The sequence below is a fragment of the Paenibacillus peoriae genome, from assembly GCF_022531965.1.
GTDB lineage: Bacteria > Bacillota > Bacilli > Paenibacillales > Paenibacillaceae > Paenibacillus > Paenibacillus polymyxa_D.
Genome location: NZ_CP092831.1, coordinates 3,256,304 through 3,272,682, shown reverse-complemented (window position 1 = coordinate 3,272,682; position 16,379 = coordinate 3,256,304). Strand labels below are relative to the sequence as shown.

Genomic DNA, 16,379 nt, shown 5'->3' with positions numbered 1-16,379 from the left:
CTGACCCTGAGCAACTCTCAGGTAATCGCGCAATCATGGTATTGACCATGACTACCGGTTTGGACAAGGAATTTGACTTAAGCATGAAAGAGGTCAATGACTTTATCGCTTGGTTGAGAGCAGACAGGCTGGTACTGGATTGACTAAGCATTTTTTGTTAAGAAGCCCTTCCTTTAATCAAGACCTCGCATAGCCTATGGAGTATAGTACCCTAAAATAAAGGAGGCGTTACGTGTGGGGGAAATGAAAAGAGACTACGCGGGAATCACCGGAAGAGTTTGGACGTCGATAGCTGCTGTCTTGGCACTGTTCATTTTGCTGGTAATCATCTTGAAATTAATTCATTTATAAAGATTCTTAAGCTCCACCAGTAGCCACATTAGCTCCTGAGGAATGTATAAGGTTCGCCGTTCGACCCGTCCCCGACCTTAAAGAAGTTGGTGAAACAACAACGTTTTGAAAACAACAGAATGACCTTCAGCCGCTTTTCCGGAGTGGGTAGGGGAATAACCCCTTAACTACGCCTGATCCACGCCGGAGCGGCTGAAATAAGTGGACTGTTTTTACTATTAAGAGCTGATAGAAATCAGTGCAAGGAACCGCCTATATTCACCTCATCTATTCTTATAGCCTTAACCTATCACTTCTATAGATATCATATCTTAGACCAATCAGACATCCCGTGGTATATTGTTGACATTCAAGAGAGAGCCGCTCAGCTTCTCTCCACTAGGTTCGAAAAACACAGGGGTGAATAATGATGAGTAAAAAGACTATGTTCGAGAAAATTTGGGATAACCATGTCATCTATCAGGAAGCAGGTAAGCCGAGTATTTTGTACATCGATCTTCACCTCGTACATGAGGTAACATCGCCACAGGCGTTTGAGGGATTACGTCTTAGCGGCCGTCAGGTACGTCGTCCAGAGCTTACGTTTGCAACGATGGATCATAACGTACCGACTAAGGACCGTTACAATATTACGGACCCGATTTCCAAGCAGCAAATTGATACATTAACTCAAAATTGCCGTGATTTCGGTGTCACACTGTATGATTTGGATACGGTGGATCAGGGTGTCGTTCACGTTATGGGGCCTGAACTTGGTCTGACTCATCCGGGCAAAACGATTGTTTGTGGTGATAGCCATACTTCCACACATGGGGCGTTCGGAGCACTCGCTTTTGGTATCGGAACCAGTGAGGTAGAGCACGTAATGGCAACACAATGTCTCCAGCAAGCCAAAGCCAAAACGATGGAAGTTCGCTTTGTAGGTACCCGCAAACCTGGTGTGACAGCAAAAGACATGATTTTGGGTGTCATCGCCAAATACGGTACAGATTTCGCTACAGGCTATGTTATTGAGTATACAGGTGAATCTATTCGCGAATTGAGCATGGAAGAGCGCATGACTGTGTGTAACATGTCCATAGAAGGCGGAGCCAGGGCAGGAATGATTGCACCGGACGAAACCACCTTCAACTACTTGCGTGGACGTCAACATGTAGCACAAGGAGACGCTTTCGAGCAAGCGGTTGCTGAGTGGAAAGAGCTTGTCACAGATGAAGGCGCTGAGTTTGATGTTGTGCTGGAGTTTGACGTAGATGCTTTGATTCCTCAAGTAACCTGGGGAACGAGCCCGGGTATGGGTACAGATATTTCCTCAACCGTACCGATTCCGGCAGAACTGCCAACCGAAAACGAACGTAAAGCGGCTGAGAAAGCGCTTGAATATATGGATTTGAAGCCAGGTACTCCGATCACGGATATTGCGATTGATTATGTGTTTATCGGCTCGTGCACTAATGGGCGGATTGAAGATTTGCGTGCAGCCGCTGAGGTTGCCAAAGGCTACAAGGTTTCTGACAAAGTAACGGCCATCGTCGTACCAGGTTCGGGACGTGTGAAAATTCAGGCTGAAGAAGAAGGACTGGACATCATTTTTAAAGAAGCAGGATTTGAGTGGCGTGAAGCAGGATGCAGTATGTGTCTTGCGATGAATCCAGACGTGCTGCAACCGGGACAGCGTTGTGCTTCGACTTCTAATCGTAACTTTGAAGGTCGTCAGGGACGCGGAGGACGGACTCATCTGGTATCTCCAGCAATGGCAGCCGCTGCGGCGATTCATGGGCATTTTGTTGATGTACGGGATTGGAAATTCAAGCAGGAAGAAGTAGTCCGCTAGGATACAGAGGAGGAATTACGATGCAAGCTTTTACAACATTAAAAGGAATTGTAGCACCTGTGGATCGGGTGAACGTGGACACAGACGCTATTATTCCTAAGCAGTTTTTGAAACGAATTGAGCGTACGGGCTTTGGACAGTTTCTGTTCTACGAGTGGCGGTTTGATGAAGAAGGCAATATCAATCCTGAATTTGAACCGAACAAGCCTCGTTATGCAGGGGCGTCTGTGCTGATCTCTCGCGCTAACTTTGGCTGTGGCTCCTCACGTGAGCATGCACCGTGGGCGATTATGGACTATGGGTTTCGTTGCGTAATTGCTCCGTCTTATGCAGATATCTTCTATAATAACTGTTTTAAAAACGGTATATTGCCGATCAAGCTGTCTGAAGAGCAAGTAGAGGAATTGTTCCAGCGTACGGCGCAGCATGATAACTACCAACTGAACGTAGACCTGAATGAAAAAACAATCACAGACGACTATGGTCTGAAAATTGAATTCGATCTGGATGAACATCGCCGTCAGTTCCTGCTGCAAGGCTTGGACGATATTGGACTGACACTCCAGCATGAATCTGAAATTCTGGCGTATGAACAAAGACGCGCTGCGAAACAAGGCGCATAATCATAATTCCCAGTTTAGGTTCAATACGAAGCCATATAGCTTGCTCATTTGTTAGACAGAAAGCCCGTATTGGCAATCCTTTTGCCTGCGGGCTTTTATCATGCTCAAAAAATAAATTGGAAAATAAGGGGTTGACGGTTCGACTCAGCATGGTATTGTAAATGTAAAATGGTTGAAGGACTGTGTCTGTGAGAAACACCAAAAAATACATATATAAGTTAGGGGAATGAGGATGAAGAAATATGGTTGGGTGATACTAGCGGCTATCTTGATTTGGTTGTGGCCGTCCTCCCCTCATGTGAACGCGGCTGGAGCAGATTTGTTTTTAGATGGCAAAAGGGTGGAAGCGCCTGCAGATGCCAAGCCTGAAATGGTCAATGGAAAAATCATGGTACCGCTAAGGGTGGTTGGGGAGCAGCTTGGATATCAATTCAAGTGGGAACCACAATCCTATAAAATCTCAATTCAAAAAAATAGTACCGATATGTCTATGTATGTAGGCCGTACATCGGCTGATGTGAATGGAAAAACAGTTAGTCTGGATGCACCTCCTGTGCTTCGGGGCAGCTCAACCATGGTTCCATTACGTTTTGTTGGGGAGCAAATGGGACTAAAAGTAGATTGGAATAATAAAAGTAAATCCGTAAATCTCAGTCAAAAGGCTGCAACTCAACAAGCAAATAAACAGTCACAATCCCAACCATCGTCGCAAACGTCAACACGGAGTACAACAAGCACCAATAAAACGTCTTCAGCAACAGCGACGACAATAAACCCAGTTGAAGCAGATAAGCATACTGAAGCTGCATCTTCACCAACCAAGCAGCAAAATACAGAACAGACCGCAGCAAATGCGTTGATTGTAAAAAATATTACTTTTGAGGGTGAAACGTTAAGGATTTCTCTGAATAAAGATGTTACCCCTAAAGTATCCAAAATGACGGGGAATGATCGTATTGTTGTAGATTTACCAGGGGCTTCACTGGCGACTGATTTTCTTCAGCCGTTCCCGATTCGCACCGATGGCACGCGGGCGTTGACGAATAGTGACAGTGAGGATGTGCAGGAAATTAGATTTGCTCCCGCAGATGGACGAGATGGGGGCGTACGCATTGTCATTGCTTTAAATCAGACACATGATTACGATCTTTCAACCAATGGCCTAGGTGATATCACCCTTCAATTGCGTGAGCGTAGTGTGAATTCAGCAGTGGTAACACCAACGAATGTCGAAGGACGGCGAATCGTCGTAATTGATCCCGGACATGGTGGCAAGGACCCTGGGGCAGGTAGTGTGACTGGGCGACATGAAAAGGAATTTGCATTGACGGTAGCGTTAAAGGTCGAGCAGCTTCTGCAAAATGATCCCGATATCCAAATCATATTGACTCGTAATGGAGATACGTATCCCACGCTGGATGAACGACCACAGCTCGCTAATAATCAGCAGGCTAGCGTGTTTGTTTCCATTCATGGTAACAGTATGCCAGTTTCTAATAACGGAAAAGCTAATGGGTCAGAAACCTATTATGCACGTCAGGAAAGTTTGAGCCTGGCCACGATCATGCACAAGCATCTTGTAGCAGCAACCGAGTTCAAGGATAACGGCATTAAAGTGGCAAACCATGTGGTGACGAGAAAATCACAAATGCCTGCAGTATTGCTGGAGTGTGGCTACCTTAGTAATATATCTAATGAAGCAGCCATGTTCACAGAAGAAACACAAGAGAGGATCGCTGAAGGTATTGTCGATGGGTTGAAGGAGTATCTCGGAACAGCAGGCACAGCAGCAACGGAACCACTTAACTAAGTGAGGTTTACAATAAAAGCTACTTTCCACCTTTTTAATGAAAATTCATGGGGGTGAAAAGTAGCTTTTTTAGTTTTTTCGGCTGTGACTTTTGATGGAAAGCAAATGATCTATATTTTTAGTCAAAATTCGACAAAAGTAGTTCTTTGGCACGTATATTTCTGTTATGATGGAATATATTCGCAACTTTTGGTGTGAGATAACGTCTAAAAGGTTGTCTGATATTACATAAGCGCGTATATCAGGTCGCCGCACCGGAGCATGTGGCAAAAAAATTATGAATGGAAGGGTGACGAATGAAGAAATTTGGTTTTTTGTTGTTATTATTTGTCTTCATGTGGGCGGTTCCGGGTTATGGACATGCGGCTTCGAGTGGAACACAAATCTATCTCGACGATCAACAGTTAAGTGTCCCTAGTGGTGCTAAGGCACAAGTAATTGGCGGAAGTACAATGGTCCCGCTACGCGTAATTTCTGAAAATTTGGGATATGACGTGACATGGAAGCAGCAGGCGCGAACCATAACGATTGAGAAGGACAGTACCTTGATCCGAATGATAATCGGAAGTAAGACGGCGACTGTCAATGGAAGCGACATTAGTCTGGATGCTTCGCCTCTGCTGCGTTCCAATTATGCCCTTGTACCGCTTCGTTTTATCGGCGAGCAAATGGGACTGGACGTAAAATGGGACAGCAGCTCCAAGTCCGTAAAATTATATACCCGCAGTAGCGGGTCTGGAAACGGGGAATTTACACCTCCCAAGTCCGGAAATAACAGTACAGGTACTGGAAGTGTAACTGCACCAACGAATAATGCAAACTCAGGTGTTACACAGGTGCAGGGAATCAGTTTCAGCCAAAACCGTTTAACTATCACAACAGCCAGTGCCGTCAAGCCGAAAGCGTTTACGATGACAGGCCCTGATCGGGTAGTGGTGGATTTGCCAGCGACTGCGTTTGCTGACAATTTCGGAGACCAGCAAAAGCTGGATAGCAGCTTAAATGGTTCGCTGGACATTGAGAATGAAGCGGATGTGTCCGGTATCCGTTATGCTTTATTCCAAAAGGAACCTTCAACGGTGCGCGTTGTTATTGATTTGAAACATGCCATGAATTATACCGCATATAATGATGGCTCGAATCGTGTTATCGTCGATCTGGCTTCCAAAGATTCAGTGAATACCATGCCAGACGCAACGTTACCAGATGGCTCACAGCCGGATGACACACAGACATCACCAACGAACAGCAATGGTAAAAAGGTCGTTGTTATTGATGCTGGTCATGGAGCAAAAGATTCTGGAGCAGTTGGTGTTTCGAGAAAAAACTATGAAAAGACCTTCAACTTAGCGATGGCTCTGAAAGTAGAAAGCATATTAAAGCAGAACCCCAAACTTGAGGTTGTGCTGACACGCAGTGATGATACATTCTTGGAGCTTAAACAGCGCGTAAAAGTAGCTGAAAACCTTAATGCTAACGTGTTTGTGTCCATTCATGCTAACAGCAGCGGTAGCTCAGCTTCCAACGGTACAGAGACGTATTACCAGCGTAGTGCAAGCAAAGCGTTCGCCAACGTTATGCACAAGTACTTTGCACCTGCGACGGGCCTAACAGACCGCGGCATTCGTTATGGCAATTTCCATGTAATTCGGGAAACGACTATGCCAGCCGTATTGCTTGAAGTAGGATATCTGAGTAATGCAAAAGAGGAAGCCACACTGTTTGATGAAGATTTTCAAAACCGGGTAGCTCAAGGGATTGCAGATGGAATCACAGAGTATCTCGACGTAAAATAAATCTTCAACAAATCGCTTGTCAACGTCAAGCAAGGAGGGGGACATATGAACAAGAAAATCGTAATTGCAGGTCTGCTGGCACTGTTTGCCATTGCAGGTGCAGGGTGTGCCTCTAAGCAAACAACGGCTCCTGCGACTCCATCTCAGGAAACACAAACTTCTAATGCACAAAATAGCACACCCGAACAGACGACCCCTGATCCATCGGCTCAGTCTGCTGAAAATAATGGGGCGAGTCAAACACCTGCATCTCCGTCAACAGAGCCTACAAAGACCAAGACGGACACGGAAAATTCAGGAGATCGACAAACACAACAGATTACGGTGTACTATACGGATACTCAAGAGAATGGCTTGAAAGAACAGAAAAAGGAAATTACCTATCCAAGCGAGCTGGAAAAGTTGCAAAAAGCGTTTGAAGCTCTGCAAAAGAGTGGGGATTCTGCTCTAATCCCGTTGTGGTCCGAGAAAATTTCCGTGCATAAGATCAAATTGGATAACGGTGCATTGACTTTTGATATTTCCCTGCCGGACGAGGCTCGATTGGGAGCTGGCGGCGAGGAATTGGCTATCGATGCCTTGAAGAAAACGATGTTCCAATTCAAGGAAGTCAAAACGCTGGATTTGCTCGTAGATGGTCAATCTCTAGAGTCCTTAATGGGGCATGTAGATTTGGATCATCCCATGAGTCGCTAACCGATCAGACGCTATGAAAATTTCTTGGGAATTTGCACACTTTTCACGTGCAATCTGTGACAGATAATGATAATATAGGAGTGTATTTCTCGCCTATGCAGGCAGTCATGCACAAATAGTATTCGTTTCTTTCCGGATGATTATTTAGAGTGACCGTCTTGATGCGGGCTATCCCGTATCAAGACGTTTTTTTTGGTAGGAGGTAGGATTTCCGTGAATGCAGCAACCGCACGTCATATATTGGACACCATCGGTACGATGTTTCCGGATGCCCATTGTGAGTTGAACCATGACAATGCTTTTGAATTAACGATCGCCGTGTTATTGTCTGCTCAATGCTCCGATCAGATGGTCAATAAAGTAACGGCAGACCTGTTTCAAAAATACAAGTCACCTGAGGATTACCTAGCTGTTCCTCTTGAGGAACTGGAGCAGGATATTCGCAGAATCGGCTTGTACCGAAACAAGGCCAAGCATATTCATAACCTCTGTCGTATTTTAATAGACCAGTACGGGGGAGAGATACCTTCGGAGCACGATCAACTGGTTAAGCTACCCGGTGTTGGCCGCAAGACGGCTAATGTCGTTGTATCTACTGCTTTTAATGTACCAGCTATTGCGGTAGATACGCATGTAGAGCGCGTTTCAAAACGACTCGGCTTTGCAGGGTGGGATGATTCAGTGCTTGAGGTGGAAAAAAAGCTGATGAAGAGGGTTCCTAGGGATGAATGGTCTTTGACCCACCACAGGCTCATTTTTTTCGGGCGCTACCATTGTAAAGCTCAAAACCCTCAATGTCAGGTGTGTCCGTTGCTTGATGTATGCAGGGAAGGCAAGAAACGTATGAAAACGTCTCTTATCAGAAAAGATAAGGAACGTAGAGCTTAAAGACCCACAAAGGTAACAAGAGGGTTTAACCATTTATGTGTAGAAAAGGATGAAGAGTATGAAGTGCATTTCGGTATATACAGACAATTTTGAAGCATTCTCTGATATTTTTGAGCAAATTGTAACAACAGAATTTGCTGAAAACGAAGAGCGCGAGCTTGAGGGAATCACGGTTAGTCATTCCGGTGATGTACCTGAGCATTATCTGGAGCGTATGTCACAAAAGCCAGAAGTGGTCGTAATGAAGGATAAATCCCGTGGGATTACGATTTTACAGCATGGTCAAGTATTTGAAATTTTGCTGCCAGTGCTTGAGACTGCAGCCAATTAAGTTCAATTAGCGGACGACATGCGTTGCATGTTCCGGTATAGGCGGCTCGGCTGGTTTAACCAGCCCGAAGGCGCATATATACACGAACCTTGCAGACCATCCTGATGTGGATAGAGCCTCTTCCAATGAAGTGTGCATACATTTTGTACCCTGAATTATGGTGTCTCGTTCCGCATGTTCCAAAAGGTGAATGTACGTAATGAGCAGGCTCACCCGTTGTTTACATATCTTGCTTCGTCGTTGTCCCTTGAGGGCTTTGATAAATGCATTCGGTTGCCTAAATACTTATTCCTAATGATCCGTTTTGGACAGAATAAAATGAACTTTTTGTTATCATGTACGAAAACAGCGTTCCCTAAAGCCAGGTACTGGCGGGGAGCGCTGTTTAGTTTTTTTGATGTGATGATTCTCACAATGGCTTAGGAATGCTACAATATAGCTATTTGGTGCAGACAAGTGATAAGGAGTGGAACCGTAGCTTATGATGCAAACGATTACAGGGGATGCGGGAAAGTGGTTGGATACGATAGAACAGATACAGAATACACTGCGTAAAGCCGGGGATGAAGCGGGAGCGAAGGCGGTAGGGGATCTGCTGGAAAAAGCATATGCGCAGGAGCTGACCATTGCCTTTTGTGGACATTTTTCAGCGGGTAAATCGAGCCTGATTAACAGCCTGTGTGGTAAAACCGTCCTGCCATCTGGACCGGTGCCTACGAGCGCTAATGTAGTGTCCATCCGTTATGGACGTCCGAGAGCACTCATTCATCCAGCCCAAACAGCGGAAAATCCAGAGCCGGAAAGCATGGAAGCCTCCCTGTCCGAGCTTGCTGAGTATTGTAAAAATGGTGGAGCCTATGAATCGGTTCAAGTGTGGGAGGATGTTCCCATATTATCTAACGGAGGAGTGCTGCTGGATACACCCGGCGTCGATTCCACAGACCACGGACATGCGCTGGCGACACATTCTGCTTTACATTGGGCAGATATTGTTTTTTATGTAATGGATTACAACCATGTCCAATCTGAAAATAATTTGTCTTTTGCCAAAAGTTTATCGGATTGGGGCAAGCCGTTATATTTGATCATCAATCAAATCGATAAACACCGGGAGCGGGAGCTTTCATTTACACGTTATCGTAATGAGGTGGAGACTAGCTTTCACGCCTGGCAAGTTCATTATACGGACATCCTTTTTACTTCCTTGAAGGAGCAGAATCATCCATGGAACCAGTGGAAACAGTTGACGCACCTGATTCCGAAATTGCTGGAGCGAAAAACAGAGCTTTTGGCATACAGTTTAGTGTCCTCTATGCATCATTTGGTAGAGCAACATGTAGAGACTGTGCAGTCAGCTGAAGAAGAGGAACTGAACACACTGCTAAAAGAAGCGGGTGGGGAAGAAGCCATTTTGCGGCTGGATATAGAGCAGAAAACCTTGCAGCAAGAAGACGAACACTGGAAGATGCTCCCGGAGCAGGAGCGTAAACGGCTGCGTCAAGAGCTGGATCATCTACTGGAACACGCACATTTGACGCCAGCGGAGCTACGTGAAGCCGCAGGCGAATACTTAGAGAGCCGCAAGCCGGGCTTCAAAACAGGACTATGGTTTGCAGGAGGAAAGACTGAGCGAGAAAAGGAAAGCCGTTTGGAACGGCTGACAGGAATGCTGACTGATCAGGTGGAGGGACAATTGCTTCCTCATGTACGGGAGCTTCTGCGGTCTTGGGGTGACGGTCAGGGGTTGTGGACCTCTGCGATGGAGCAGGAGCTGGATGGCATCCGTCCTGTGATAGACCGGCAACTGGTAGAGCAGACGGTGAAGGAAAATGCGTTGTCGCCAGAGTATACGTTAAACTATTGCAAGGACCTACGCGCTGCTGTGACCGCCGATTGCCGCCGCAAGGCGCTGACGCTGCTAGACCGCCTGCTGGCCCAGCTAGCAGTGCGAGCCAAAGCCCGCCGCGCGGCTCTCGCAGAGAAGCACACTGCGCTGTTGGCACAGGCGGAGGCGGCGAGCCGCTACAGCACTCGCGTGCAGGCCTCGGCTTCGTACGCCAACCTGTTGCGCAGCTTGCTGCCGCAGGCTCCCGCGCCAAGCGGGTTGCCCTGTGCGGACGCGCCTGCATCGGCGTCCGATACCGCCGCTGCTGCGGCGCCAACGGGCGTTGCGCGCCCAGGCATCGCTGGCCCGCGCAACGCATCGGCACAGCCGCTAGCAGGGACGGCGGCAGCACAGCCTGCCGCTGGAGGCCGCCGCACGCGGTTGGATGCAGCAGCGGCCCAATTGAAGGCTGCCGCTGCCCTCGTAAGTCCGTACCCTGCCATGCAAGCGGCGGTACGGGATTTACATGCCCGCGCCGCTGCGCTGGAGGGCGGGCAGTTTACGCTGGCGCTGTTCGGAGCGTTCAGCGCTGGGAAATCCAGCTTTGCCAACGCTTTGTTGGGTGAAGCTGTGTTGCCCGTATCGCCGCATCCGACGACAGCGGCGATTAACCGCATAATGGCGCCTGCAAGTGCTGAGCGCCATGCCACGGCTGACGTCCATATGAAATCAGTGGACGCGTTGCGGGAAGATCTTAAATACTCATTTCGGTTATTAGGATTGGGAGAGCCAGGGGCAGCGGGCTGGCAAGAAGCCGTTCATGCTTTATCTCCGGAAGGCATCCATCCTGCGGGCAGGCCTCATTATAGTTTTTTAAAGGCTGCCGCAGCCGGATGGGAAGAAGCTGAAAGCTTGCTGGGACAACAGCTTCAGGTGAATTTAGAGCAGTATCGGGATTTTGTCGCGTCTGAGCACAAATCATGCTTTGTGGAGCATATTGACCTTTATTATGATTGTGCTCTGACCCGTCAGGGCATCGTGCTAGTGGATACGCCAGGAGCGGATTCTGTGAATGCACGGCACACAGGCGTGACCTTCAACTATATGAAGCATGCGGATGCTCTTGTATTTGTCACCTATTATAACCATGCGTTTACGCAAGGCGACCGGCAGTTCCTGAATCAACTAGGTCGAGTTAAAGAGACCATGGCACTGGATCAGACGTTTTTTATTGTTAATGCATCAGATCTGGCTTCTTCTGAAGAAGAACTGCATTCTGTTACCCGGCATGTACAGGAACAACTACAGGCGAATGGAATCCGAAAACCACGTATTTATCCGCTTTCCAGTATGCTGGCGTTGGAAGCTACCGAACAGGGAGAGGCTTCGCTGCGTTCAGCTTCACGTTTTGATGCATTTGAAGATGATTTCTCGGCATTTGCAGCCGAAGAGCTGGCAGGTTTGTCCATCGCTTCGGCTATGCAGGAACTGGCCCGGCTGCGGAACCGCATAGAGCAACATGCAGCCGATGCCCGCTATAGCGTGGAAGAACGGGAGATACGATTAGAGCGATTAACTCGCATCCGTGGGGAATTGGAGCATACGCTCCTAGGCCTGACTGATAGCAACGGTGCATCTGTGTTATCGGGCGAGACCGATGAACTGCTGTATCATGTACGTCAAAGGCTGTCCTATCGGACTGGAGAATTTATGGCAGAGGCGTTTCATCCATCTGTTCTGCGTGAAGGAGTAGGTGATCTTCGTTCGGCTTTTGCATCTTGTGGTCGTGAGCTGATGCGTTTAATCGAACTGGAGCTGTCTCAGGAATTACTGGCAACCACACTCCAGCTGGAAAAAACGGGACAAACTTTGGTGCACAAGGCTATACAACAGTGCGTAGAACACATGAACCATCAGTTGCCAGGACTAGATTGCACAATACCTGAATCGAGAAAATGGGCTGTTCCCGAGCTGAAGGAAATTTCCCTGCAGGAGTCCATTCATTGGAAGGATTATTGGAATAGCTTTAAAAATCCAAAGCTATTTTTTGAAGGAACTGGTCGAGCGAATCTACAAACCAAACTGGAGCCGATATTACGCGAGCGAATCGGGGAAGCTGTGGATCAGCAACGTGAACGAATGTCTGCTTTTTACGTTACGCTGATGCAGGAGGAACAATTGTGGCAGAAAGCTCAGCTTCGAGAGCAAATGCTGGAGACGACTCGTGGCATGGAGCATGCCCTTATGGGCGGTGAGCAGCCACAGGTTTGGGAAGAACTTGCTGGCAAGATTGCGGCTTTGGAGTAAAGATAAATATGTTCACCAATGATTAAAGATCAGGACACCGGGTTGTGGGACAACCCGGTGTTTTATGCATGCTCCAAAAAGAAAGCAATACTGAGTAAATAGCCACATTCAATAATAAGAAAGCGATTTAATTTGTCTAATCAGCCACCAATTGATAACCTGCCTGAATACGGCTCGTTATCCTCTTTGCCGCCTTGGAACGCGAATGGTAAACTTCACTAAGCCATATAACAACGTCGTGCAACTAATGGAGGGACATTGACATGGAAGTGCTCAGGCAACTGCAAGTTTTTTTTCGCGAGAGGAGACACTATCTGTTTCTTTCTATTTTATGCCTTGCGATAGCGACGGCTCTGGGACTGGTGTATCCGAACCTGCTCCAAAGGCTTATTGATAACGCTATCATCCCCGGTGACTTCGGGAAAGTTCCGGCGCTGGCTCTGACTGTGCTGGGAGTAGTCATCATCAAAGGGTTCATGCAATTTTTACATGGTTTTTTTGGTGGACGGCTAGGTAACTACCTGGCATACCGCCTCCGCAATGCTTGTTACGAAAAGCTGCAATTTTTGTCCTTTAGATATTATGACACGGCCAAAACGGGTGATCTCATGTCCCGACTGACTGGTGATTTGGAGGCAATTCGTAACTTTATTGGGTTTGGTTTTGCCCAACTCCTCAATGTGCTACTGATGGTCGTATTCGGCTCTATGATGATGCTGTATATTAACTGGCAGCTCACCCTCATTACGATGATCAGCATGCCATTGCTGCTCTTCGTCACATTCAAGTTTGAATCCCGGATTCATCCCACCTTTCAGGAAATGCGGATTGCCCTTAGCGCCTTGACGACAGCAGTCCAAGAAAACATAACAGGTGTGCGAACCGTCAAATCTTTTGCCCGCGAATCATATGAAGTTGAGAAATTTTCAGTACGTAATGAGCAATACAAAAGTAATCAAATTCAAGCTGCTTCCTTATGGAGTCGGTTCTTCCCTGCTATGGAACTAATTGCTTCTGTCAGTGTGGTCCTTCTGTTGGGCATGGGCGGGTATCTGGTCATTCAGAAGTCAATGACCTTGGGGCAGCTCGTCGCTTTCTTTAGCTTAATTTGGTATATTATCGGCCCCATCTGGAGCATTGGCTTTCATATCAATAACTATACGCAGTCCAAAGCTTCTGGTGAAAGGGTCTTGGAACTGCTAAATCAGTCCATAGATGTAACCGATGAAGCCGGAGCACTTACACTCGATGCCGATCAGGTGGAAGGACATGTTACGTTTGAACATGTTACCTTTGCTTACGGAAATAAGCTTCCTGCTGTTGTTGACATCAATTTAGACGCACCGCCAGGATCAGTCATTGGAATTTTAGGAGGAACGGGGTCAGGGAAGTCTACCATTATTCAATTACTCATGCGTGCTTATAATGTGAATGCAGGAAGTATCAAGTTGGATGGCAAGGATATACGTCACTTGAAGATTCGTGATTTGCGTGCTCAAATTTCTTCTGTGTTTCAGGAGACGTTTTTGTTTTCGTCCTCTATACGTAATAATATTTCATATGGTTTAAGCCATGTCAGTATGGATGACATCATACGCGTTTCCAAACTGGCTCAGGCGCATGAATTCATAACTGAACTACCGCTGGGATATGACACTGTCGTTGGAGAACGTGGATTGGGACTGTCCGGAGGGCAGAAACAACGGATCGCCATCGCGCGCGCACTACTCAAAAATCCGAAAATTCTGGTACTGGATGATGCTACCAGTGCGGTCGATATGGAAACAGAGCATGAAATACAGACCGGTTTTCAAGAGGTTATGCGTGGTCGAACAACATTTATAATCGCTCATCGAATCTCTTCGCTTCGCCATGCCAATGAAATTGTGGTGCTTGAGGAAGGACGAATCGTCCAGCGTGGAACACATGAACAGCTTATTGCTACTCCAGGTCCATATCAGGATGTGTATCATATTCAATACGCCGATTACATAGCTCAGGCTCCAGACGGTGTATCCGAAGGGCAGGTGAGACCATGAATATACCCGCAGAAAAAGCCAAACCGTTAAAAAAACCGACGAATGAGCGCTTTGTCTATCAAGATGATGATGTCATTGACAAACCGTTTAACTGGTCAGAATTCAAACGTTTGCTGGCATACATGAAGCCCTATGCCCGTCAGATTCTGCCGATCCTTCTGGTCATGATGATTCTTGGTACCATTACCAAACTGACGGTTCCTTATTTGATCAGTCTGGCCATTGATAAGGCAATTGCTCCCGCATGGCCTGCACTACCCAGCGTAAAGTTACTGCTGCTCATCACGGGTGCCGTGCTCTTGTTATATTTAATTCAATGGGCAGCCAGCACGTACCGCATTAAATTCACCAATATTATCGGTCAACGGGTTATTTACGATTTGCGTGAAGATTTGTTCAAGCATATTCAAAAGCTATCCTTTAACTTTTTTGATAAGAGACCGGCAGGTTCTGTATTAGTGCGCGTGACGAATGACATTAACTCGCTACAGGATCTTTTTACGAACGGTGCAGTGAATGTCCTGATTGACTGCGTACAGCTTATCGGAATTATTGTCATTTTGCTGCTTATTAACTGGAAGCTCGGTTTGGCAGTAATTGTGACCGTTCCGATCATGTTTTTGATCTCGACCAAGCTGCGCGTTCGCATCCGTCGCGCTTGGCAAGAAGTGCGTATGAAGAACTCGCGTATCAACTCTCATTTGAATGAGTCTATTCAGGGGATTCGTGTGACACAAGCGTATACGCAGGAGCAGGAAAACATGGCTTATTTCGACGATATGAACAGCTCTAGCAAAAAATCGTGGGATAAGGCTTCTGCCATGAATCAGGTTTTTGGCCCACTTATTGATATTACCGGAGGTTTTGGTACGCTTGTGCTGTTCTGGTTTGGAGCGCATTTAATTCAGACAGATCAGCTTACAGTGGGACTGCTGGTTGCGTTTGCCAACTATGTTGGGAACTTTTGGGAGCCGATTAATCGGCTGGGCCAAATGTATAATCAGTTACTGGTTGCGATGGCCTCGTCAGAACGAATTTTTGAGTTTATGGATGAACAGCCGAATATTGCAAACAAACCGGGAGCAAAAGCCTTGCCACCCATTCGGGGTGACATCCAATTTGAAAAGGTCATTTTTGAATATGAGAAGGGACGTCAGGCGCTTAAAGGTATTAGTCTTTCCGTCGAAGCGGGTCAATCTATAGCGCTTGTGGGTCACACCGGCTCAGGTAAAAGTACAATTATTAATCTGCTCAGCCGTTTTTATGACATTACGTCAGGGAGGCTTACGATTGACGGTCAAGATGTGCGTGATGTCACGGTGGAGAGCTTGCGAAGCCAGATTAGCATCGTGCTTCAGGATACATTTATTTTTTCGGGGACGATACGCGATAATATCCGATTTGGCCGTTTGGATGCAACGGATGAGGAAATTGAAGCGGCTGCGAAGGCGGTCAATGCTCATGAATTCATTGTTCACTTGCCAGCTGGCTATGAAACAGAAGTAGAGGAGCGGGGGGGAATGCTGTCCATGGGCCAGCGACAGCTCTTATCCTTTGCTCGTGCCTTGCTGGCTAATCCGCGAATTCTTATTCTGGATGAGGCCACAGCCAGTATTGATACAGAAACGGAGTTGAAAATTCAGGAGGCTCTTCAGGTTTTACTGGAAGGCAGAACTTCTTTTATGGTCGCTCACCGTTTGTCTACCATTCGAAATGCTGATCATATCGTTGTACTGGATCATGGGGAAATCCAAGAAAGTGGTAATCATGAACAATTGATGAAAAAACATGGAATATATCGGGGGCTGGTGGAAGCACAGTTCAGATTTTTGTAAAAAAAAGATCAAAAAATCGCGTTTTTTGTAAATTTAAATGCCGA

General features: G+C 46.8%; 10 protein-coding genes and 1 pseudogene. All 11 read left to right on the top strand.

The features are described from left to right. Positions 1–20: 20 nt before the first annotated feature. Positions 21–139: pseudogene (locus tag MLD56_RS14220) on the top strand (fibronectin type III domain-containing protein); the annotation flags it as partial. 621 nt (positions 140–760) lie between these two features. Beyond that, positions 761–2,185 carry a 3-isopropylmalate dehydratase large subunit gene (gene leuC, locus MLD56_RS14215; protein WP_029514977.1) on the top strand — a complete coding sequence of 475 codons (1,425 nt, stop codon included), beginning with the start codon at positions 761–763 and terminating at the stop codon, positions 2,183–2,185. A gap of 20 nt (positions 2,186–2,205) precedes the next feature. Beyond that, positions 2,206–2,808: a 3-isopropylmalate dehydratase small subunit gene (gene leuD, locus MLD56_RS14210; RefSeq protein ID WP_029514975.1), complete on the top strand. Its 603-nt coding sequence runs from the start codon at positions 2,206–2,208 to the stop codon at positions 2,806–2,808. Positions 2,809–3,040: 232 nt separating this feature from the next. Further along, positions 3,041–4,618 carry an N-acetylmuramoyl-L-alanine amidase family protein gene (locus tag MLD56_RS14205; RefSeq protein WP_029514973.1) on the top strand — a complete coding sequence of 526 codons (1,578 nt, stop codon included), beginning with the start codon at positions 3,041–3,043 and terminating at the stop codon, positions 4,616–4,618. A 296-nt stretch (positions 4,619–4,914) separates the two neighbouring features. Then, a complete protein-coding gene (locus tag MLD56_RS14200) occupies positions 4,915–6,414 on the top strand; it encodes an N-acetylmuramoyl-L-alanine amidase family protein (RefSeq protein WP_029514972.1) in 1,500 nt (499 codons plus the stop codon). Positions 6,415–6,459: 45 nt separating this feature from the next. After that, the gene (locus MLD56_RS14195) at positions 6,460–7,110 is read left to right on the top strand and encodes a GerMN domain-containing protein (RefSeq protein WP_029514971.1); all 651 of its coding nucleotides are present in this window, start codon (positions 6,460–6,462) and stop codon (positions 7,108–7,110) included. Positions 7,111–7,323: 213 nt separating this feature from the next. After that, the gene (gene nth / locus MLD56_RS14190) at positions 7,324–7,998 is read left to right on the top strand and encodes an endonuclease III (RefSeq protein WP_029514969.1); all 675 of its coding nucleotides are present in this window, start codon (positions 7,324–7,326) and stop codon (positions 7,996–7,998) included. A gap of 58 nt (positions 7,999–8,056) precedes the next feature. Next, positions 8,057–8,329, top strand: a complete 273-nt coding sequence (locus MLD56_RS14185) for a hypothetical protein (RefSeq protein ID WP_013310628.1) — start codon at positions 8,057–8,059, stop codon at positions 8,327–8,329. 481 nt (positions 8,330–8,810) lie between these two features. Next, the gene (locus MLD56_RS14175; protein WP_241113298.1) at positions 8,811–12,461 is read left to right on the top strand and encodes a dynamin family protein; all 3,651 of its coding nucleotides are present in this window, start codon (positions 8,811–8,813) and stop codon (positions 12,459–12,461) included. 263 nt (positions 12,462–12,724) lie between these two features. Then, entirely contained in the window at positions 12,725–14,500 is a 1,776-nt protein-coding gene (locus MLD56_RS14170; protein WP_029518158.1) for an ABC transporter ATP-binding protein, read from the top strand. After that, positions 14,497–16,335 (top strand): ABC transporter ATP-binding protein, encoded by a 1,839-nt coding sequence (locus MLD56_RS14165; protein WP_029518157.1) that lies wholly within the window; start codon positions 14,497–14,499, stop codon positions 16,333–16,335. Before MLD56_RS14170 ends, MLD56_RS14165 begins: the two co-directional genes overlap by 4 nt. The last annotated feature ends 44 nt before the right edge of the window (positions 16,336–16,379 follow it).

Bases quoted from the DNA above. Each gene is read 5' to 3' on its own strand.
- MLD56_RS14195 (WP_029514971.1), top strand. From the start codon at position 6,460: ATGAACAAGAAAATCGTAATTGCAGGTCTGCTGGCACTGTTTGCCATT.
- leuC (WP_029514977.1), top strand. From the start codon at position 761: ATGAGTAAAAAGACTATGTTCGAGAAAATTTGGGATAACCATGTCATC.
- MLD56_RS14205 (WP_029514973.1), top strand. From the start codon at position 3,041: ATGAAGAAATATGGTTGGGTGATACTAGCGGCTATCTTGATTTGGTTG.
- MLD56_RS14175 (WP_241113298.1), top strand. From the start codon at position 8,811: ATGATGCAAACGATTACAGGGGATGCGGGAAAGTGGTTGGATACGATA.
- MLD56_RS14165 (WP_029518157.1), top strand. From the start codon at position 14,497: ATGAATATACCCGCAGAAAAAGCCAAACCGTTAAAAAAACCGACGAAT.
- MLD56_RS14185 (WP_013310628.1), top strand. From the start codon at position 8,057: ATGAAGTGCATTTCGGTATATACAGACAATTTTGAAGCATTCTCTGAT.
- leuD (WP_029514975.1), top strand. From the start codon at position 2,206: ATGCAAGCTTTTACAACATTAAAAGGAATTGTAGCACCTGTGGATCGG.
- MLD56_RS14170 (WP_029518158.1), top strand. From the start codon at position 12,725: ATGGAAGTGCTCAGGCAACTGCAAGTTTTTTTTCGCGAGAGGAGACAC.
- MLD56_RS14200 (WP_029514972.1), top strand. From the start codon at position 4,915: ATGAAGAAATTTGGTTTTTTGTTGTTATTATTTGTCTTCATGTGGGCG.